Raw genomic sequence first — 18,295 nt, 5'->3', positions numbered from 1 at the left:
TTGTTTGTTTTGCGCCAGAATTTCGGTGACCCGGTCGAGCAGAATGCAGATCATCTTGTTGGCTTCTACAAGTGCTTTGGCTTGCCTTGCGACTTCCAGTTCGAGGGCTTCATACGCCTGTCGGACTTCGGGAGGAGTCTGCTGCCACGCTGCTTCAGTAAATGTGCGTTTGGGTATCATGAACAAATGATAACCCGGAAAAACGAGAAAATCTAGTGTGTAATTTTAGGACACATAAATATACCCCCTGAAGGCTTACCCTTTTTCAGCGGGCTGATAAAGATGAAAAAACCGGGAAGACTTGGAACGTGATCGAAGGCAGGGCCAAAATTGCCGAAAACGCCCCTAAAGGCTCTGGAGTTTTCCGCGCGCTGCTTCATTTTCCGGCGCTTGCCCGCAAGGCCGCGCCCGGCCAGTTCGTGATGGCGCGGGTTTCGGACGGGCTCGATCCCCTTTTGCGCAGGCCTTTTTCCATCCACGACGTTTTTCCCGACGGGTCTTTCGCCCTTCTTTACAAGGTTGTCGGGAGGGGCACGGAGATTCTGTCCGAAAAACGGGCGGGGGAGTTGCTCGACGTCCTGGGGCCGCTGGGAAAGGGCTTCGGCCTTTCTGACCCGAAAGGCCCGGTCTCAATCGTGGGAGGCGGCATCGGGGCGGCCCCCCTGGTATTTCTGGCCCGCGCCCTGGCCCGAAAGGGGATTTCGGGGCGGGTGCTGCTTGGGGGCCGGACTGGTTCCGACGTCCTGTGCGCCGATGTTTTTTCTTCGCTTGGCTTTGAAACGAGAATCGCAACCGATGACGGAAGCCAAGGTTGTTGCGGTTTCGTGACGGGCCTTCTGGAAGATGATCTCGCCTCGCCCAATCCGCCCGAAAAGGTCTTTGCCTGCGGCCCCCACGCCATGCTGGAAGCCGTGGCGCGCATCTGCCTTTCAAACAAGGTTCCCTGCGAAATAAGCCTCGAAAGCGTCATGGCCTGCGGGATGGGAGCCTGCCTGGGCTGCGCCCTTCCCCGGCCCGAAGGCGGGCATTTCCACGTCTGCGCCGACGGCCCGGTCATGGACGCGTCAAAACTCGCGCCAATCCGGCCAGTCGCATAAAACGCCGGGGTTCACAGCCTGAAAAAAAAAGATGAAATGCAGGTAAGGAGAGCTGGGGGCTGCCATTTCAGCAAGATGCTTCGATGCCGCCATAATAAAATTTGGATTTCGGTCGTGACATGGGCGATACCTCCTTCAAAAGAGGGTATCGCCTCTTGTGGTTACGACAGGGAATGGTATGACGCAAGGAAAGAGACGCCGTGACTGATTTTGACGAAAGCAACGGACAGGCAGGTATAAGCCCGGACCGCGAACCCTATTATCTGCCGGTGGCCGACGAGGTGGAGCTTTTTTCCGCCGCCTACGAAAAACGAATTCCCCTCATGCTCACCGGCCCCACGGGCTGCGGCAAGACCCGGTTCGTGGAGGCCATGGCCCATCGCCTTCAAAGGCCCCTCATCACCGTCGCCTGCCACGAGGACCTTTTCGCCTCCGACCTCCTTGGTCGCTATCTCCTTATAAACGACGAGACTGTGTGGTCCGACGGCCCCCTTTCCCGCGCCGTTCGCTGTGGGGCAATCTGCTACCTGGACGAGATAGTGGAGGCCCGCAAGGACACCACGGTGGTGCTCCACCCGCTCGCCGACGACCGGCGCACCCTTTTCATCGAAAAAAAGGGCGAGGCTGTCCCGGCCCACCCGGATTTTCTGCTGGTCATCAGCTACAACCCCGGCTACCAGTCGGTGATGAAGGACCTGAAACCAAGCACCCGCCAGAGATTCGCCGCCATCAATTTTTCGTATCCAGCCCCTGACAAGGAAACGGTGATAGTGGCCCACGAGGGCGGCATTGCTCCTGAGACGGCGGAAAAACTTGTGGCGCTTGGGGGCAAAATCCGCTCCATGCGCGATTCCGGCCTTGCGGAAGGGGCCAGCACCCGGCTTCTGATCCACGCGGCGAAGCTCATGGCGGGCGGGGTGTCGGCCAGGGCCGCCTGCCGGGCGGCGGTTGCCGGGCCGCTTTCCGACGAGGCCGGGCTCATCGCCACCATGAACGATCTTATAGACGACGTTTTCTGATGCAGGACGGCCCTTCCGAATTTGCCCCACTTGAACCGTTAAGGCAGATTGACCTGGAGGTCTTCCGCGCCGCCTGCGCCATGCTTTCCGGGCGGACCGTTCCCGAAGACCGGCTGGCCCTTATCGCCGAAGAGGCTGCTAGTGCTCTTCTTTCCGAGCGCCGTTTCGGCAGGCTTTACACCGAAGGGCTTGCAAGGCTGGCTCTTTCGGAACCGGATCGGGCGTTTTTCCTCTACGTCAGGCTGGTCCGGGGCTTCGCCAAAAAAGGCTCCACCCTGGCAGCCGCCGTGGCCTCCGGGGCCTCGTTCATTCTTGCCGCCGGGGATTTTCGCCTTCTGTCCCTTTTCATCAGGGCGGTCATCGCCATGAACCGCCAGGGGGCCCACGCCCTGGCCCGGCCCGTGGAGGGCCTTGTTTTTCTGATGGAAGACGGTGACTTAAAGGCGGCATCCGCCTTTTGCCGCCTTCTTTCAACAGCCTTCGGGCGCACCCTCACTTATCATCAAACACTCGAACTCACCCAGATTCTTCCATACGCCGCGAAAAATCTCCTGCCCCGAAGAAGGGCCTTTCAGTTTTCATCATGGGAGAAGGCTGCGCAGGCCTCGGCCAAAATTCCCCCGGCCTTTGCCGACGGCCTCACAAGGGGCCTTTCCATACTTGGCCCGGATGGCCTTGACCGTTTCGTGACTGAGGCGCTTGACCTCTACGGGCGAAACGCGGAAGCGGGCCTCAAATTTTTCGCCCTGGAAACCTTTGACGCAAGAAATCTGGCGGCGAGCCTTTCCACGTCGGTTCCCCTTTCGCGGGCGCGGCAGGATTTGGCCCGGTATTTGCGCGCCCGGCTTGGCCGGGTGGTTCCTGTAAAGGGGCTGTCGGCGCTTTCCGCCGGGGATTTGTCGGCGTTGCCACGGGAAGTGAGCGTAACAAACGACGGAAGCGGCCTTTTTTTCATGGAGGAAATGGACATAGGGCCAAATCCATTGGAAAATCTCTCGCTCTACAAGGCCTTGGCGAGGGTTGAGGCGGGCCTGATTGAGTTTGAGACTTACGATTTCGATGCCGGAATTTATAATTTTTACGCCAAAAACGCGGGAATCGGCCTTGAAATCCGCACTGGGCTTGCCACCGAGCCCGACCTTGACCGGTTTTTCGCGGTTTTTGCCAATCCCCTCCTTATCAGGGGCCTTTTTACTATTTTCGAGCACGCCCGTATCCGGTTTTTGCTCCTTCGCCGCTATCCGGGCATGGAAAAGACCTCCTTCGAGCTTTTGCGCAAATACGCAGGGGCCGTTTCGGACAGGCCCCCCACGGCCCTGGACCGGCTCTACCGGGTTCTGGCCTTGGGGGATGCGCCGGAATTTTCAGCGGAAGATGATCCCCTTTCACGCTCCATAGCCATGTTTGGCGATGCCTGCCGACGGGAATCCTTTTCGGTGGAGGATTCGGCCCTTCTGGCGGCCCGTCTTTATCCCGATTGGGAGAAGTTTTTGGCGATAAGCCCGGAAGAAGACGCGCCCGCCCTTGCGGTTCCCTTCGGGCGGGCCGTTTATCCCCGGCTGGCCTGGACGGAAAACTGCCGCAAGGCGGAGCTTCTGCGCCAAAAGCTGGCGGAGTTGGGCATTGACGTCTACCGGAAAAAGCTCGCCGCCCTTCTTGGCGAAAACGGCGGAAATCTCTCTAAAGAGGAGCTGGCAAAGCTGGTTCCCGACCCCGCCGCCTGCGACGCCGCAGCCAAAGAGCTTGGCCTTGACGACAGGCCCAGCGCAACATGCGATGATGCGCCGGACGGGGCCGCCGTCTTCCGCTATCCTGAGTGGGACGAGGATTTGGCCGACCTTCTGCCGGATCACTGCCGGGTGGCGGCCCTAAGCCCTGCGGCAGGCGATGTGTCCCTTTATTCGGACGTTTTGGTCAAACGCAGCGGGCTTCTAACCGGAATACGCAAGAATTTCGAGATGTTGAAGCCACAGGGCCTTGTTCTTCTGCGAAGGGTGCCGGACGGCGATGATCTTTCCCTCACCTCGGTTGTGGAGCACGTGGTGGAGCGAAGGGCCGGGCGGGTTCCAAGGGAGCGAATCTACACACGAAGGGTGCGGAAGCTCCGCGAGGTGTCGGTGCTCCTCTTGGCCGACGTTTCCCGCTCAACCGGGAACGTGGTTCCGGGCGGATTTCAGACCGTGCTGGACGTGGAAAAAGAGGCCCTGGTGCTTTTCTGCGAGGCCCTCACCTCCGTGGGCGACGAGTTCAGCCTTGCGGCCTTTTCCGGGGCCGGGCGGCTTAGGGTGGATTATCTTACGGTGAAGGATTTCGGCGAGGGCGTGACGGATGACGTGAAGGGCCGTTTGTCGAATCTTACGCCTTCCCGCAACACCCGCATGGGCGCGGCTGTGCGCCACGCTTCGGCCATGCTTGCGGCCCGCCAGAACCGGGTGAAGCTACTCATAATCTTATCGGATGGATTTCCCAACGACCTGGAATACAAAGGAAATTACGCCATAGCCGACACCCGGAGGTCCATAAGGGAGGCGAAAGCCAAAAACATCGCCGTCCACGCCGTTACGGTGAACCTCTCCGACGCCGCCCGCCTGGATGAAATCTACGGCGAAGTCGGCCACACCCTCATTTCCGATGTAACCGATCTGCCTGAAAAGCTGGTGGGGTTGTACAGAAGACTGACGCGGTAAAAAATTTTTTTATTATAGAGGTAATTGCAAAACCTCGCGTAGGTTGGGTGAACTTGCGCTTCGCGCAGAACCACCCAACCTACGCTAAATTTGCAATTTCGGGAGGTTTTACAATAACCGCTATAGCAAATATTTCAAAAGTTACAAAAAATATCATTTGAACTTAGCGTGAGATACTCCACCAAATGTGTGTGAACGCACGGAGTTTAAGCGTAACAGGTTGTTTTGTTGTGTTTTTAAGAAAATAATTCGCTGATTAATGTCATTTAATTTCACAAACTTGACAAAAATCTAAATGTTGGTATGGTTACTTTCAACACCCCCATTACTATGGGGGGGGGGACAAAATTAGACCAGAGGCAACTTAAAAATGTGATAACCCACTGACAGAATATGACATGAAAATAAGAGTAATTTCAAATAGTTAACTCACTTATCTCCAAATCTACCGCCCTTAATTATACTTTTAACTTTAAAATTTATAAAAAAAACAATAAACTTCAAAAATAAAGAAAGGGTCTCCAGGCTGGCACCTGAAGACCCTTTGGTCCCCCAAAACGATGGAGCGCCCGGGGATCACAAAACCAACAGCGCAAAAAGAATAAAACACTTTTTGCGGTTTTGTCAAGCAGGGCCTCCAACAGAAAGGAGGTGCCTATGTATGTTAAAGCATGAGTGTAAACCTGGCTTTAAGGTGATTTATGTCGCCAAGTACAGGAACCCGCACACCGGCAAGCTTATGATTGCGGCCCATTACGGCCTTAAAGCTTGGCGGTTCGTAGTGAAAGATCGTTAACCACTTAAACTTAAAGCCCTCGTCGCCAAGTCATACGGCGACGAGGGCTTTGATTTTAGCCGATAAGACAACGTAAGTTTCATGCGCCCCTGGGGACTGCCGCTTTATCGAATTCCACGAATAGGCGTAGTCTTTTCGCCTTAAAAAATTGCAATGTAGTTAAAGAATATAATAACTATATTTTTTTATAACTGCACGACCAGTGATTGCAAATAAACCGCCAAACAAAATTATAAAAGTACTCATTAAATATTTAAAAATAAAATATAAAATAATATTATTAATATACTCATACGACTCAATATTATCATGTTTATTGGACCCTGAAAATTCATTCAATAATTGAGCGGCCATGCCGTCTAAATTTTCAGTACGCTTTATAAGCATTTTCGACTTAAAAGTTTTGTTTGAAAGCAATGCGATATTCTTATTTTTATATCTTGTAATAAATATATATTCATAATTAGATGATGTATTTGGAATATAATATTTTTCAACAACTTGTATGTCATAAACTTTGATATGTTGGAATTTTTCTGACTTATCATGGTAAGATATAATATCCAAACTATTCATAGTGAGTAGATAAAAACCTAATGTTATAATAAAAATTGATCCAAAAATAAATAAATACGCAGTTATAATTTCATATTTAATTTCATCCATCTTTTGTTGCTCTCCAAAACTGCTTCATATGCCCCTGGGGACTGCGGCCTTGTCGAATTCCGTGTCCAGCCTGAAAATCTCGCCGTCCTCGGAGAAGGAAAAGTAGCGGTTGGCTCCGATCACCAGGTGATCCAGCACCCTTATGCCCATTACCCGGCAGGCGAAGAGCACCTCGCGGGTGACGGCCTTATCCCGGCCTTCTTAGATGTCACCGACGCCAAAACAAGCGATATCGAAATCGCGCGCACGCTTTGCCTGCCGCCGGGTGGGCTACAGGGACCCGAAGACCGGCAAACACTATGTTTTTCTTACCAATATTTTCCGCCTTTGCGCCAAAACCATGGCGGACATTTACAAACAACGCTGGCAGGCGGAGCTTTTCTCCAAGTGGATCAAGCAGAACCTCAAGATCAAAAGTTTTCTCGGAACCAGCAAAAACGCGGTTCTGACGCAAATCTGGATAGCAATGATCACGATCCTGCTCTTGGCCTGCTACAAATGGCGCGCAAAACTCGGCCACTCCATCACCGAAATCCCGGTGACAAAAGCCGCCTGTCTCATTTCATCAACCGCCCGCAACCCGCCCTTTTTCAACCGAAAACATGGCCTGCATCGTGTGGTTCAAGTTACATCAAATGCCTGCCAAGGTCAATTCCTGCGAAGTGCAAAACAAAAACGCGGGATGACCGGAGAGCCTTGCCGTTCATCCCGCGTCCTATTTTTTCCTTCGTCCCCGAATCAGCCGGTCGCAAGCCACAAATCCAAAAATTCCAAACTGTTGCACTCAGTCAAATGCCGCCCCGTATTAGGCTGACCCAAACGATGAAATGCAAGGAAAACGAACAGGGCGGGAAGGAATAGTACTTTTCGTACATTCCGCCCCGCCCTGTGAAGTTTGACACAGCAGTTCGCGTTTGTGGACAGCCTATCCTATCGAAGCCAGATAAGCCCGCAGGTTGCGCTTGCTCTTCTTCAGGTTCAGCTTCTTGCGAAGGCTGTCCCGGTGGAACTCCACGGCGCGCTTGCTGATGTCAAGGAGCTTGGAGATTTCCTTTGAGGACGCGCCCATGCGCACCATGTTGGCCACCTCGATCTCGCGGGGGGTGAGGTTGGCGTGCTTGTTGCCGATCTGGCGCATGAAGGGGGCGACGAGTTCGGAGAGGTTCGACTCTATGACGTTCACGTAGACCTTCTGATCGACGTCGAGCGAAGTGCCCTTGAGACGCCTGACGTACGGCAGGACCAGGTCTTCCACGTTGGCCACTATGCGCTGCTCGAACTTCTTGCCGTCCTCCTTGTTCTGGGCCAGAATCTGCCTTAGGGCCTCGTTGACCTCCTGGAGTTGGCGCACCTTCACTTCAAGCTCGACCTCTTTGTCTGCAAGGGTGTTGACCGCCCGGCGCACCTCGGCCACTTCCTTTATGGTGGCCACCACGTGGGGCTCGCCGTGGAGATGGATGACCTCGCCGGAAAAGAGGAAGGCCCGGTCCTCGCCCCTGAAGGGGGCCGTGAATTCGAGGTTTTTCACCTTTTTTTCGCGCTTGAGACCGTCCAGGGCATGTTTGCGCTCTTCGTTGTTTTTCCAGAGGGCGATGTCGGCAAGGCCCTTTCCCAGAAGGTCTTCCGGCTCCTTGCCCATTGCGCGGAAAAAAGCGTTGTTGGCCATGAGAAGGCGTCCGCCGTCCAGGGCGAAGAGAATGGCGGGGTCGGGAAAGGCCATGAAGCTCTTGGTGAGCTTGTCCTCGGTGGACCGGAGGGCCTCTTCGGTCTGCCTGCAGCGCGAAAGGTCCTGCTCCAGGCGCTGGTTGACCTTCGCCAGATCGGCGTTCTTGCGCAAGGACGCCTCGTCTCCTGAAAATTCCCCTGACTTTTTCGACATTTCCAAGGCAGATCTTCTGGGCATGATGAAATCACTCCTTTTTACGCTTTTCCGGCCAAAGCGCCGGGCACAGGTGCAACGGTATTCGGGGACGGCCGTCATGGAGAACCCCCGTTAAGCCCCAAGGACACTGCTCCTTTCAGGCTTTTCCCCAGACGTTTGCATAAAGCAGGTCAAAACCGATACATGATAGCGCGCCAGGAATCAAGGGCTGAATATCCCCCGCCCCAAGAAATCCTGAAGGCCCTGTGCCCCACCACATGCCGGGGCTCTCTAAATACGGCCCACCGCAGGATGAGGGTCATTTCGAACGCCGTGATGATTTTGCGCCGCCGTCGTGTACAGCATATCATATTTTTCAGGCGCACAGTTACAAATAAGCACACCTAATGACAGTAAAAATACCCGACTTAATTCCAGTTGTCAATCTTTCATCAGGTGGGCTGTAATTTTTCTGGTTTTTAATACTAGCTAAAAGTCTGATAACATCAATTTTGACATAATATTTGTGAAATATTACAGTAAAAATGATGTCACATCCTTGTATGCGCGTTGCATGGATTATTGGGAAGCCCTTTAAATTGGCGCTATTGATAATTTTTATCAGGTATGAGATGCCCTGTAACACTATCAGGGGTTGGTGGAATGAACAATAACCAAAGTTGGCCCAAAACGGGCGTCGTTCAAAGACTGCTTGTCATCCGGGAAAAAATATGGATAGGTGATTTGCATCCCCCGGCTGTAAAACAGGCGTTTTGGCGGTTATGTCCGGGCGGGAAGCCTTTTTGACTCTATTGGGCAATTACAAGGAGGCGGAAAATGGAAGCGGAAAAGGTCACCATTACCGTTCTGGCGGACAAAAAAAAGAGCGGGGCCAAAATAAGCTGCATCACGGCCTATGATTTCCCCTTTGCCCGCATGGCGGACGAAAGCGGCATCGACCTGATACTGGTGGGGGATTCCGTTGGCATGGTGGTGCAGGGGGAGACATCCACCCTGCCCGTTACGATGGACCAGATGATCTATCACACGCAGATCGTGTCCAAGGCCGCAAAGAGGGCGCTGGTGGTGGGCGACATGCCCTTCATGAGCTATCAGGCGAGCCGCGAAGAGGCCGTTCGGAACGCCGGGCGCTTCCTCAAGGAGGCCGGGGCGGCGGCAGTGAAGCTGGAGGGCGGGGCGGCGGTTTGCGACACCATAAGGGCAATACGCGACGCCGGAATCCCGGTCCAGGCCCACATAGGGCTCACCCCCCAGAGCGTGCATGCAATGGGAGGCTACAAGGTCCAGCGGGAGGAGGAGAGGCTCCTGGACGACGCCCGCAGGGTCTGCGAGGCCGGGGCCTTCTCGGTGGTCCTGGAGGGCATCCCGGCTCCCATCAGCAAAAAGATCACCGAGTCCATCCCCATACCCACCATAGGAATAGGGGCGGGAATCGACTGCGACGGCCAGATTCTGGTTCTGCACGATCTTCTGGGCCTGAACGAGGGCCATGTTCCCAAGTTCGCCAAGCGCTACGCCGAGCTTGCAAAGTCCGCCCGCGAGGCCCTGGCCCTCTACCGCGAGGAAGTGGAAAAAGGCGGATTTCCGGGACCGGAGCATACCTTCAAGAAGTAACGCGACTCTTAACAATTTTCAGGTTGAGCGAAAGCGGCAAAAGGAACTTCTTTCCTGGGAGCGCGGGCGTCCCGCCCGCTTTTGCCGTAAATAGCGGGCGGGACGCCCGCGCTCCCAGGAATGCCTTGCCCTGTATAAAATTATTCACGGCCTTAAAAAGTGATTTCTCAACCGGAGGACGCAGCAATGGGAAAACCCTCTTTCGCCATCGTGGGCTGCGGCACCCTTGGGATGGCCCTGGGAAGGCTCCTGTTCCAGGCCGGCTACCCCGTGGCCGGGGTTGCCAGCAAAAGCCTTTCATCGGCCCAAAGGGTGGCCCAAGAGCTTGAAACCGAGGCCTTCTCCACAAGGCCCTGGGAGATCACCCAAAAGGCCGACCTGATATTCCTCACCACCCCGGACGATGCGGTGGAGCCGGTGTGCCGGGCCATCGCGGAAAACGGAGGCTTCACGCCGGGCTCGGTGGTCCTCCACTCCAGCGGCGCGCTATCATCCGAAATTCTTGACAGCGCGCGGAAAAAAGGGGCCTTCGCGGGCTCGCTCCACCCAATGCAGAGCTTCGCCGGGGCAAGGCCGGGGGTTAACCTGTTTTCCGGGATACTGGTGACCGTGGAGGGGGACCCGGAGGCCCTGGTTCCGGCCCGGCAGGTGGCGGCTGACCTGGGAGCGCATCACGCCAGGGTGAACCCCAAGGCCAAGGCCCTGTATCACGCGGCGGCGGTCACGGCCTCCAACTATCTCGTCACGCTCCTTCACATGGCCTTCACCTTCAACGAGGCCGCTGAAATCACGCCGGAGCAGTCCCTTCAGGGGCTTTACCCCTTGATCCAGGGGACGCTCTCCAACATCCGGGAAAAGGGCATCCCAATGGCCCTCACAGGCCCCATAGCGCGAGGGGACGTCTCCACCGTGGAGCGCCATCTTGCGGAAATCGAGGCCCTGACCCCGGAGCTTCTGCCCCTCTACAAACGCCTGGGGGCGCACACCGTGCCTTTGGCTGTGAAAAAGGGGGGGCTTTCCGAAGAGACTGCGAACAGGCTTGCCGAGCTTTTGAAGGATTGATCGAAAATACGGGCCGGGCGGCCTTCATGAAAAGCCCGGCCTGATCAAAAGCGTCCTTCCGAAAAGGACTATTTTGCGTGAATTCATCCTTTTCGTAAGGACAAGTTGCGGATAATCTCCCTAATCCCCCTCCACCATCACCACGTGGCGCAAAACATTGGTTCCCGGAAGAACGTAGGGAAAAAGCACGCATCTGAAGCCGGTTTTGTTGCAAAGGGCGTCGGCCTCGGCCCTGGCGTTTTTGCCTTTGAGGGCCAGGAGCACCCCGCCCTGGGAAAGCAGGGGCTCGGCCAGGCCCCACAGAAGGCTCAACTCCGAGACGGCCCTTGCGCACACCACGTCGAACTTCCGCCCGGACTTGGCCAGGTTCTCGGCCCGGTCTTCTATGGCCTCAATCCCGGAAAGCCCGGCGGCCCTTATGGCGGCCTTCTGGAAGCTCACCTTTTTTCGGGCTGAATCCACCAGGGTGACAATAAGATCGGGCCGGACTACCTTTACGGGAAGCCCCGGAAAGCCGGCCCCGCTTCCGATGTCCACCAGGGTTTTTGCTTTTTTGGGAAGGTGCGGCAAAAGGGCCAGGCTGTCGGCAAAGTGCCTTTTGGCTATCTGTTCGGGGTCCGTGGCGGCTGTTAAATTCATTTTTCCGGCCCATTCCAGCAAAAGCGCCGCGTGAATCCTGAAAATCGCCAGGTGCTCCTCTTTTGCCGCAACACCCAGGCTTTCACAGCATTCCAGTATGATTTCGCCCCATTTTCCGTCGCTTACGTCCAATTTCATTCTCCGTTCTTCAAACATGGCCCTTCAAGGAACCGGGGACCGTAAAAAAGTATTCTTGACAAGGCAGTTGTTAATTTTCTATTGGTTTTTTAAGTCTTGCAAAACCAGCCGTTTCCGCACTTACGGAGACACCATGAAACGAAACGCCCTCTTGGCGCTTGCGCTTTTCGCCGGTCTCGTTCTCGGCTTCCCCGTCTTTTCATTAGCATACTACACAATGGTTCGCACGTCCACGCCCGGTTTCTGCTCAAGCTGCCACGAGATCGTTCCGGCCTGGGAGGACTGGAAAAAATCCACCCACGTCAACAACACCCACGGGATAGTGGCCGACTGCATGGACTGCCACCTGCCCGCGCCCCAGGACACCATGAATTTTTTCTTCATGAAGACCCTGCACGGCGCAAAGGACGTTTTCGCCCATATATCCGGCAAGCCCTACGACCGGGCCGAAAATCGCAGGCACGCCTACGCCTCCTTCAAAAACGCCCAGTGCCAGAAATGCCACAGGAACCTTTTGGGCATTCCCGACAAGCGTGGGGCCCTCCTGGCCCACCGGTCGGTGCTCTATCCCCGCAAAGGCTACGAGAAAAAGTGCGTGGACTGCCATTATAACCTTGTTCACGTAAAAAGCGACCGTATTCGATACAGGGTTCACGAAGGCCCGTACAGAGCGCCGGGATACAGCCCGGTAAAAGGCAAGGAGTCGAAATGAATCGAAATCCTGAATCAGAAAAAACCGTCCGGCCCGGCGCGGCCATGCCCAGGAGGAAAATCGCCCTTCTGGCCGTAACGGCCCTCATCTTCGTGGCCATATTCGCATTTGCCGAGCCCCAGGGCGTGATTTCGGCCCCCAACGCGGCCAGGGCCAAGGAGTTCCGCATCGAGCGGTCCATGTCGGTCCAGGCCCAGGCCTGCATCCAGTGCCACAAAAAGGAGATGCCGGGCGTATTCGCCGACTGGGCCGCAAGCCGCCACGCCTCGGCCAACGTCACCTGCCTGGACTGCCACCAGGCCGAGTCCACGGACCCCGACGTTTCAGCCGAACACGACAAGCAGTACCGCAGAAACGACTCCACCTGGGCCATGCCCGAATACAAGACCCCGGTGTCGGCGGTGGTGACCCCCAAGGACTGCAGCCGCTGCCACCCCGATGAAGTGATCCAGTACGGGCGGAGCAAGCACGCCAACACCACCGAGATCATCTGGAAGATCGACAAGTGGCTCCAGGACGGCATGAACTCCGACACCGAGCGTGAAGCCGGGTGCCTGCACTGCCACGGAACGGTCCTAAAGGCCCAAAACGGCAAGATGGACCCCAAAACATGGCCCAACGTGGGCGTGGGCCGCGTCAACATGGACGGAAGCCTTGGCTCCTGCACAAGCTGCCACACCCGCCACAGGTTTTCCGTGATGGAGGCCAGAAAACCCGAAGCCTGCGGCCAGTGCCATCTTGGCCCCGACCATCCCCAGATAGAAATCTACACGGAATCCAAGCACGGCGACATAACGTCCTCCTTCGGCGACAAGTACAACTGGGAGGCCGCGCCCGGAACCTGGTCGCCCGGAGTTGACTACCGCGCCCCCACCTGCGCCGCCTGCCACATGAGCGGATCGGGCGAGGTCATCACCACCCACGACGTAACCGAGCGCCTCTCCTGGGAGCTACAGGCCCCCAAGACCGTGCGACCCGAAGAATTCGCCGCCTTCCCGGCCAAGACGAACTGGCAGGCCGAAAGAAGCAAGATGAAGGCCGTCTGCCTGCAATGCCACGGCCAGGCTTGGACCGACGGCCACTACGCCAAGCTGGACGCGGTGGTGGCTGAATACGACTCGGTCTACTACGCCCCGGCCAATGAAATGAAGGAACTCCTCTATAAAAAGGGCCTTCTGGACAAGACCAGGTTCTTCGACGAGGCCCTTGAGGTGGAGTTCTACGAGCTGTGGCACCACGAGGGACGCCGCTCCAGAATGGGCGCGGCCATGATGGCCCCGGACTACTCCTGGTGGCACGGCTTCTACGAGTGCAAGAAACGCTATAACAGCTTCATGGCCGAGGCGAAGCGCATGATTGCCACCAACACCAAGGCCGAAAAAGTCCCGTTCAAAGACTACCCCAACGCCACCGGAAGCACCGAAAAACCGCCTGAGGTCTTCGGAGCCAAGGCCAAGTAAGATCAGGGCTTGAAAGACTTGCGGGGGAGGGAAAGGGGAGAACCTTTTATGAATAAAAGGTTCTCCCCTTTCCCTCCCCCGCGCCCCCTCCCTATCCCCTTCCAAAACACTTTATATTTCACAAGATATTGAGCGAAACCACATTGTTGCGCTATATCGGCTGACAATGCTATGCTACATGCGAGTCATGTGATTCCATCTTCCAGGACGGCTATCGTCCGAATTTCGTCATTCCGGCGAAAGCCGGAATCCAGTCTTTTGCCGTTTGCAACATTTTCCTGGACCCCGGCCTTCGCCGGGGTGACGGATGTTTCCTCTCTATTTCGCTTGGTTGTTTTTAAAACTTATGGAACTAAACCTTACTCCCAGCTATATTAATGGAAGGAAGTAATCTTACATGGAAATAATTGAAAAAACGTCATCAAAAAAAAGTATCAAAGTTATATTTATTTTAGCAATATTTATAGCTGTATTTATTTTTTGGTTATTTTCTCCAATAATTATAGATAACTTTTTCTATAATAGGCGGCAAAGGATAACATTTAACGATATCTTTAATGGTATGAATGCTCTTTTTTCTGGTTTGGCTTTTGCTGGTATAATAGTTGCAATTATTCTTCAAAATGAGGAATTGAAGTTACAAAGAGAGGAATTGAAGTCAACAAGAGATGAACTAAAAGGCCAAAAAGAACAACTTGAAAAACATAATGCTTTATTGGATATTCAAAAATTTGAAAATACTTGTTTTCAAATGATAAAATTATATCACGAAATTTTGCAATCAATTGAAATGGTGGCTGGAGGCCAAATAAGGAGAGGAACATATGTGTTTAATGAGGCATCTAATGAATTTGATAGGTTATTAAAAGAACAAAAAGCAAATGAGCTTTTACACAAAATCAATAAGGCTTTAATTCATCTTTTTGAAAATCCAAAATATAATATAAATTATTATTATAAAACTTTATATAATATTATGTATTTTATTGATATAGAATGCCCAAAAAACAATAAAAATAAATACTTTTATATTAATTTTATAATAGAACAGTTAACCGGCCCAGAACTATTATTATTATTTTACTATGCACTTAGCACACACAGCAATATCAATTTTAAATCATTAATTGAAAAATATGGCCTTTTAAAAGACATGCCCTTTGTAAGGCTTATTGATCAGGCACATAAAGATCTCTATGCGCCAAGTGCTTTTTCACAACAATAAAAATGCGATACGTTATGATTTACCCTCATCACCCTCCCCAAAGCATGTCCCAGAATTCCGAAAAAAGCCGCTTTCTGATGTCGCGGCGGTGCTCCACGACAGGGGTCGCGCCGGGCGGGCCGAGCCTTACTCCCCACAGGGCCTCGGATGAGTTGGGGATCGCCGCGTAGCGCATGTCCGCCACAAAATCGGGGTCTTGGGGGTCGCGGGCCAGCCAGCCGTCCGCAAAGTGATCGAACCGCAAAAGGTCGCGGGCCAGGGGCGAGTCCTTGGGAATGTTCGGAAGGTCGCGGGCCGGATCGAAGCCCTTTACGCGCGGGCCGGGATAAAAGCGGTTGGGGCCGGAAAAGGTGAGGCGCACGGCGTCTATCTGGATTTCCCCGCCCGTCTCGCAGATGCTCCGCCACAGGAGGAGGTTTCCCAGGGAGGGAAGGACCCGGATGCGCTCCACCCTGTCCCCACGGGCGGAGGCCCTTGCGCGGGCCTCGGTCATGGCGAGGTGATGGGCGGAAACCCCCAGAACGCCGATGTAGAGGACGCACCAGACGAGACCGGCGGCGGCCAGCCTTCGCCGGTCCAGGAAAAACGCGCCCGCCATCAGCAGAAAAAGCGGCCCGGAGACCAGGGGGTCGATTATGGATACGAAGTCCCAGGCTATGCGCCTGTCGGTAAAAGGCATGAAATACGGGGTGCCGTAGCTTGTGCAGCAGTCGAGTATGGCGTGGGTTGCGTAGGCGGCGAGGCAAAAGAGAAAAAGCCGCTTGAAAGCGAGCCTTCGCACGAAAATTTTTGAAAGGATGAGCGCCGCGAGCGCGCCTAAAGGGATGAAGGCCAGGGCGTGGGTGAAATGCCTGTGGAGCAGAAGCCCGGTCACCCCAGGATCGAGCCCGGCCCAGAAAACGTCGCTGTCCGCCAGGGCTCCGGCCACGCCTCCCGCCACCACGGCCCTTGCCGTTTCGCCCTTTTTCGCAAGCGAGGCGGCGGCCACGGCCCCCAAAAGGCCCTGCGTCATGGTGTCCACGGGCTAATTCGCCTTTATTCCGGGAAAGGGGAGCGGAATCTGCAGATAAGCGCCATAGCACAGCCGGCAGCGCTTTTCGCGCCTGGCCTGGTTTTCGCAGACCTTCACGGCCACGTACCGGCCCTGCTTCTCGCACCAGCGGAAGCCCTCCCGCCAGGGGCGCTCCTCCCCTGCCCCCTTTTTTTTTCTTGAGACCCCCATGGCCGCAGCCCTTTCCCGTTTTCGCCATCTTAACCCGTGTTACGGGAAAGGCTCAAGGATAAAAGAAAAGCGCAGCCTTTAAAGGGGAATCTCATTTCTCCGTCGGATCGCCGCATGGCCTGGCCACCAGCCTCCGGGGCAAAGGAGTGCGAGGCGCTGCGGTTTTGCCGATATCATTTCCATTTTCATTGCAGGGAGTGACAGCCATGACCCTTCCCCGACAGGCCTTGAATTCCCCGCCCAAGCCGTAGCAGGACTCAAAAACCACTTTAAGAGGCGTCACTCCCTCTTCATTTTGAGGCTCCGCCGAGATTTTCAGTTCAAAGATCGCGTTCTGATGGTTAAAGCCCAGAAGTTCCACGGCGCGGACATCCTCAAACCTGAAATGAACCAGATTGTGATTTACGAGCCTAAAATATCCGTCCTCATCCACTTCTCCGGTGGTTTCCCAGAAATGAAGTTCAAACTCGAGGGCCGGGCCGCCATGAACACCCACGCCTTCCTTCATTCTGTCGAGTCTCAGCCAACACACTTCCGCGTCGTGAAATGACGGCCAGAAGCCGAAGGCATCCAGGACGAGCTTATGATTTTCCAGCAATTCATACGCTTTCCCTTTCATCTCGCCCCCCTAAACCGGTGTTGCAGCCTGTTCATGATGAGAGCCTTTACAGTCCGTCAAAAAAGGCCGGACACGAAGACCGGAGAAAAACGATGAAATGCAAGGAAGGCGAAAAGCCAATGAGCAAGCGTACCAAAGGTACGTGGCGGAATTGGCTTTGATGCCTGACACAGCAGTTCGCGTTTTTATACGGTCTTATTACATCCTTAATTTGCGTGCGATAAGCTCCTTCATGATCTCGTTGGCCCCGCCGTAAATGCGCTGGACGCGGGCGTCCACGAAGTGCCGGGAGATGGGAAACTCCTTCATGTAACCGTAGCCGCCGAAGAACTGGAGGCAGTTGTCGGCCACTTTGAACTGCATTTCGGAGGCGAAGAGTTTCGCCATGCCCACCTCGGTGGTGACGTCATCGCCCGCCATGTGCCGGGGGATGAGGTCGTCTATGAAGGATTGAGCCACCTGTATTTCCGTTGCAAGCCCGGCCATCACGAACCGGGTGTTCTGAAACTGGCCTATTGTCTGGCCGAAGGCCCTGCGCTTTTTGACGTAGTCCACGGTGAGTGCGAAGGCCCCGGTGGCCGCGCCGACAGCGCTTATGGCCACCAGGAGCCTTTCCTGCTGGAGCTTTTGCATCAGGTACTTGAAGCCCTCGCCCTCGTTTCCCAGGAGGTTTTCCACCGGGACCTTCACGTTGTCGAAAAAGATTTCGGAGGTGTCCTGGGCGTGGAGGCCGATCTTTTCGAGGGCCCTGCCGCGCTTGAAGCCTTTGCGGTCCGACTCTATCAGTAAAAGGCTCACGCCGTCGCTGGGCCTTTTGGTCTCGGCGGTGCGCACGGCCACCACGAAGAGGTCGGCGAGCTGGCCGTTCGATATGAACATCTTGCTTCCGTTCACCACGTAGTTGTCGCCCTCCCGCACCGCGCTGGTGGAAAGCCTGGCGAGGTCGCTTCCCGCCTCCGGCTCGGTCATGGCCACTGCGAGTATGGTTTCGCCGGTGACGCAGCGGGGCAGCCATTTTTGCTTCAAGTCCGCCGAAGCGAACTTTTCTATGTAGGGGGCCACGATGTCCGAGTGAAGCCACCAGAAAAGCCCCTGGAGCCCGGCTTTGCTTATCTCCTCGGTGATTATGGCGGAGTAGAGGAAGTCCCCGCCGGGCCCGCCGTACTCCTCGCCCACCGCCGGACAGAGGAAGCCTTCCCGGCCTGCGGCCAGCCAGGCCTCCCTTGGGACGAGCCTTGCGTCCTCCCAGTCCTGGTAATTGGGGATCACTTTGTCTTTCAGATAGTTATAAAAGGATTTCCTGAAAAGGTCATGCTCCTTCGCAAAAATCCTGCGCTTCATGGGGCCTCCGTCGTTTATCGGGGGGATCGGGCTGTTCCTGATAAATTTCAGTCAACCCTTACCTGATACATCCGGCGGATTTCTGTCAAGAAAACTATTGATGGGCGCGCCGGGGA

16 protein-coding genes and 1 pseudogene are annotated in these 18,295 nt (G+C 54.9%); 9 read left to right on the top strand and 8 right to left on the bottom strand.

All coding sequences use genetic code 11. From position 1 onward, the window contains the following. Positions 1 to 308 precede the first annotated feature (308 nt). The 3 genes from HZB23_15355 (at position 309) to HZB23_15345 (ending at position 4,803) form a co-directional block, all read left to right on the top strand. The gene (locus HZB23_15355; protein MBI5846035.1) at positions 309 to 1,097 is read left to right on the top strand and encodes a dihydroorotate dehydrogenase electron transfer subunit; all 789 of its coding nucleotides are present in this window, start codon (positions 309 to 311) and stop codon (positions 1,095 to 1,097) included. A 323-nt stretch (positions 1,098 to 1,420) separates the two neighbouring features. Further along, a complete protein-coding gene (locus HZB23_15350) occupies positions 1,421 to 2,116 on the top strand; it encodes a CbbQ/NirQ/NorQ/GpvN family protein (protein ID MBI5846034.1) in 696 nt (231 codons plus the stop codon). Continuing rightward, on the top strand, positions 2,116 to 4,803 hold the full coding sequence (locus tag HZB23_15345) for a VWA domain-containing protein (protein MBI5846033.1): 2,688 nt from the start codon (positions 2,116 to 2,118) through the stop codon (positions 4,801 to 4,803). Before HZB23_15350 ends, HZB23_15345 begins: the two co-directional genes overlap by 1 nt. A 955-nt stretch (positions 4,804 to 5,758) precedes the next feature. Here HZB23_15345 and HZB23_15340 read toward each other — a convergent pair. Together HZB23_15340 and HZB23_15335 are read right to left on the bottom strand one after the other, a co-directional pair. Continuing rightward, positions 5,759 to 6,265: a hypothetical protein gene (locus HZB23_15340; GenBank protein ID MBI5846032.1), complete on the bottom strand. Its 507-nt coding sequence runs from the start codon at positions 6,263 to 6,265 to the stop codon at positions 5,759 to 5,761. 24 nt (positions 6,266 to 6,289) lie between these two features. Continuing rightward, on the bottom strand, positions 6,290 to 6,436 hold the full coding sequence (locus tag HZB23_15335; GenBank protein ID MBI5846031.1) for a hypothetical protein: 147 nt from the start codon (positions 6,434 to 6,436) through the stop codon (positions 6,290 to 6,292). Positions 6,437 to 6,524: 88 nt separating this feature from the next. On the opposite strand from HZB23_15335, the pseudogene HZB23_15330 reads away from it, so the two are divergent. Next, positions 6,525 to 6,755, top strand: a pseudogene (locus tag HZB23_15330) (transposase). A 435-nt stretch (positions 6,756 to 7,190) separates the two neighbouring features. On the opposite strand, the gene HZB23_15325 reads toward HZB23_15330, so the two are convergent. After that, positions 7,191 to 8,168, bottom strand: a complete 978-nt coding sequence (locus HZB23_15325) for a PAS domain S-box protein (GenBank protein ID MBI5846030.1) — start codon at positions 8,166 to 8,168, stop codon at positions 7,191 to 7,193. 795 nt (positions 8,169 to 8,963) lie between these two features. Here HZB23_15325 and panB point away from each other — a divergent pair. Both panB and HZB23_15315 read left to right on the top strand, forming a co-directional pair. After that, complete coding sequence (panB, locus tag HZB23_15320; GenBank protein MBI5846029.1) at positions 8,964 to 9,761, top strand: 3-methyl-2-oxobutanoate hydroxymethyltransferase; 798 nt, start codon at positions 8,964 to 8,966, stop codon at positions 9,759 to 9,761. A 186-nt stretch (positions 9,762 to 9,947) separates the two neighbouring features. After that, entirely contained in the window at positions 9,948 to 10,823 is an 876-nt protein-coding gene (locus HZB23_15315) for a DUF2520 domain-containing protein (GenBank protein MBI5846028.1), read from the top strand. 120 nt (positions 10,824 to 10,943) lie between these two features. On the opposite strand, the gene rsmG is transcribed toward HZB23_15315, so the two are convergent. Continuing rightward, a complete protein-coding gene (gene rsmG, locus HZB23_15310; protein ID MBI5846027.1) occupies positions 10,944 to 11,600 on the bottom strand; it encodes a 16S rRNA (guanine(527)-N(7))-methyltransferase RsmG in 657 nt (218 codons plus the stop codon). A 133-nt stretch (positions 11,601 to 11,733) separates the two neighbouring features. Between rsmG and HZB23_15305 the strand changes: the two genes are divergently transcribed. The 3 genes from HZB23_15305 to HZB23_15295 all read left to right on the top strand — a co-directional run bounded on the left by HZB23_15305 (position 11,734) and on the right by HZB23_15295 (position 14,997). Continuing rightward, a complete protein-coding gene (locus HZB23_15305) occupies positions 11,734 to 12,312 on the top strand; it encodes a NapC/NirT family cytochrome c (GenBank protein MBI5846026.1) in 579 nt (192 codons plus the stop codon). 44 nt (positions 12,313 to 12,356) lie between these two features. Further along, a complete protein-coding gene (locus HZB23_15300) occupies positions 12,357 to 13,772 on the top strand; it encodes a hydroxylamine oxidoreductase (GenBank protein MBI5846025.1) in 1,416 nt (471 codons plus the stop codon). 397 nt (positions 13,773 to 14,169) lie between these two features. Next, complete coding sequence (locus tag HZB23_15295) at positions 14,170 to 14,997, top strand: putative phage abortive infection protein (GenBank protein ID MBI5846024.1); 828 nt, start codon at positions 14,170 to 14,172, stop codon at positions 14,995 to 14,997. 28 nt (positions 14,998 to 15,025) lie between these two features. On the opposite strand, the gene HZB23_15290 is transcribed toward HZB23_15295, so the two are convergent. The 4 genes from HZB23_15290 to HZB23_15275 form a co-directional block, all read right to left on the bottom strand. Continuing rightward, positions 15,026 to 16,018, bottom strand: coding sequence for a metal-dependent hydrolase (locus HZB23_15290; GenBank protein ID MBI5846023.1), 993 nt, complete (start codon positions 16,016 to 16,018; stop codon positions 15,026 to 15,028). A gap of 3 nt (positions 16,019 to 16,021) precedes the next feature. Continuing rightward, positions 16,022 to 16,219, bottom strand: coding sequence for a hypothetical protein (locus tag HZB23_15285; protein ID MBI5846022.1), 198 nt, complete (start codon positions 16,217 to 16,219; stop codon positions 16,022 to 16,024). Between the two features lie 91 nt (positions 16,220 to 16,310). Next, the gene (locus tag HZB23_15280; GenBank protein MBI5846021.1) at positions 16,311 to 16,838 is read right to left on the bottom strand and encodes a hypothetical protein; all 528 of its coding nucleotides are present in this window, start codon (positions 16,836 to 16,838) and stop codon (positions 16,311 to 16,313) included. A 198-nt stretch (positions 16,839 to 17,036) separates the two neighbouring features. Continuing rightward, positions 17,037 to 18,179 carry an acyl-CoA dehydrogenase family protein gene (locus HZB23_15275; GenBank protein MBI5846020.1) on the bottom strand — a complete coding sequence of 381 codons (1,143 nt, stop codon included), beginning with the start codon at positions 18,177 to 18,179 and terminating at the stop codon, positions 17,037 to 17,039. Positions 18,180 to 18,295 lie beyond the last annotated feature (116 nt).

The sequence above is a fragment of the Deltaproteobacteria bacterium genome, assembly GCA_016235345.1.
Taxonomy (GTDB): domain Bacteria; phylum Desulfobacterota; class Desulfobacteria; order Desulfobacterales; family Desulfatibacillaceae; genus JACRLG01.
This window is presented reverse-complemented; position numbering and strand designations above follow the sequence as displayed.

Excerpts from the sequence above, each read along its gene's own strand:
- HZB23_15350 (MBI5846034.1), top strand. The coding sequence starts at position 1,421 with ATGCTCACCGGCCCCACGGGCTGCGGCAAGACCCGGTTCGTGGAGGCC.
- HZB23_15345 (MBI5846033.1), top strand. The coding sequence starts at position 2,116 with ATGCAGGACGGCCCTTCCGAATTTGCCCCACTTGAACCGTTAAGGCAG.
- HZB23_15315 (MBI5846028.1), top strand. The coding sequence starts at position 9,948 with ATGGGAAAACCCTCTTTCGCCATCGTGGGCTGCGGCACCCTTGGGATG.
- HZB23_15275 (MBI5846020.1), bottom strand. The coding sequence starts at position 18,179 with ATGAAGCGCAGGATTTTTGCGAAGGAGCATGACCTTTTCAGGAAATCC.
- HZB23_15325 (MBI5846030.1), bottom strand. The coding sequence starts at position 8,168 with ATGCCCAGAAGATCTGCCTTGGAAATGTCGAAAAAGTCAGGGGAATTT.
- HZB23_15340 (MBI5846032.1), bottom strand. The coding sequence starts at position 6,265 with ATGGATGAAATTAAATATGAAATTATAACTGCGTATTTATTTATTTTT.
- HZB23_15280 (MBI5846021.1), bottom strand. The coding sequence starts at position 16,838 with ATGAAAGGGAAAGCGTATGAATTGCTGGAAAATCATAAGCTCGTCCTG.
- HZB23_15305 (MBI5846026.1), top strand. The coding sequence starts at position 11,734 with ATGAAACGAAACGCCCTCTTGGCGCTTGCGCTTTTCGCCGGTCTCGTT.
- panB (MBI5846029.1), top strand. The coding sequence starts at position 8,964 with ATGGAAGCGGAAAAGGTCACCATTACCGTTCTGGCGGACAAAAAAAAG.
- HZB23_15285 (MBI5846022.1), bottom strand. The coding sequence starts at position 16,219 with ATGGGGGTCTCAAGAAAAAAAAAGGGGGCAGGGGAGGAGCGCCCCTGG.
- rsmG (MBI5846027.1), bottom strand. The coding sequence starts at position 11,600 with ATGAAATTGGACGTAAGCGACGGAAAATGGGGCGAAATCATACTGGAA.
- HZB23_15295 (MBI5846024.1), top strand. The coding sequence starts at position 14,170 with ATGGAAATAATTGAAAAAACGTCATCAAAAAAAAGTATCAAAGTTATA.
- HZB23_15300 (MBI5846025.1), top strand. The coding sequence starts at position 12,357 with ATGCCCAGGAGGAAAATCGCCCTTCTGGCCGTAACGGCCCTCATCTTC.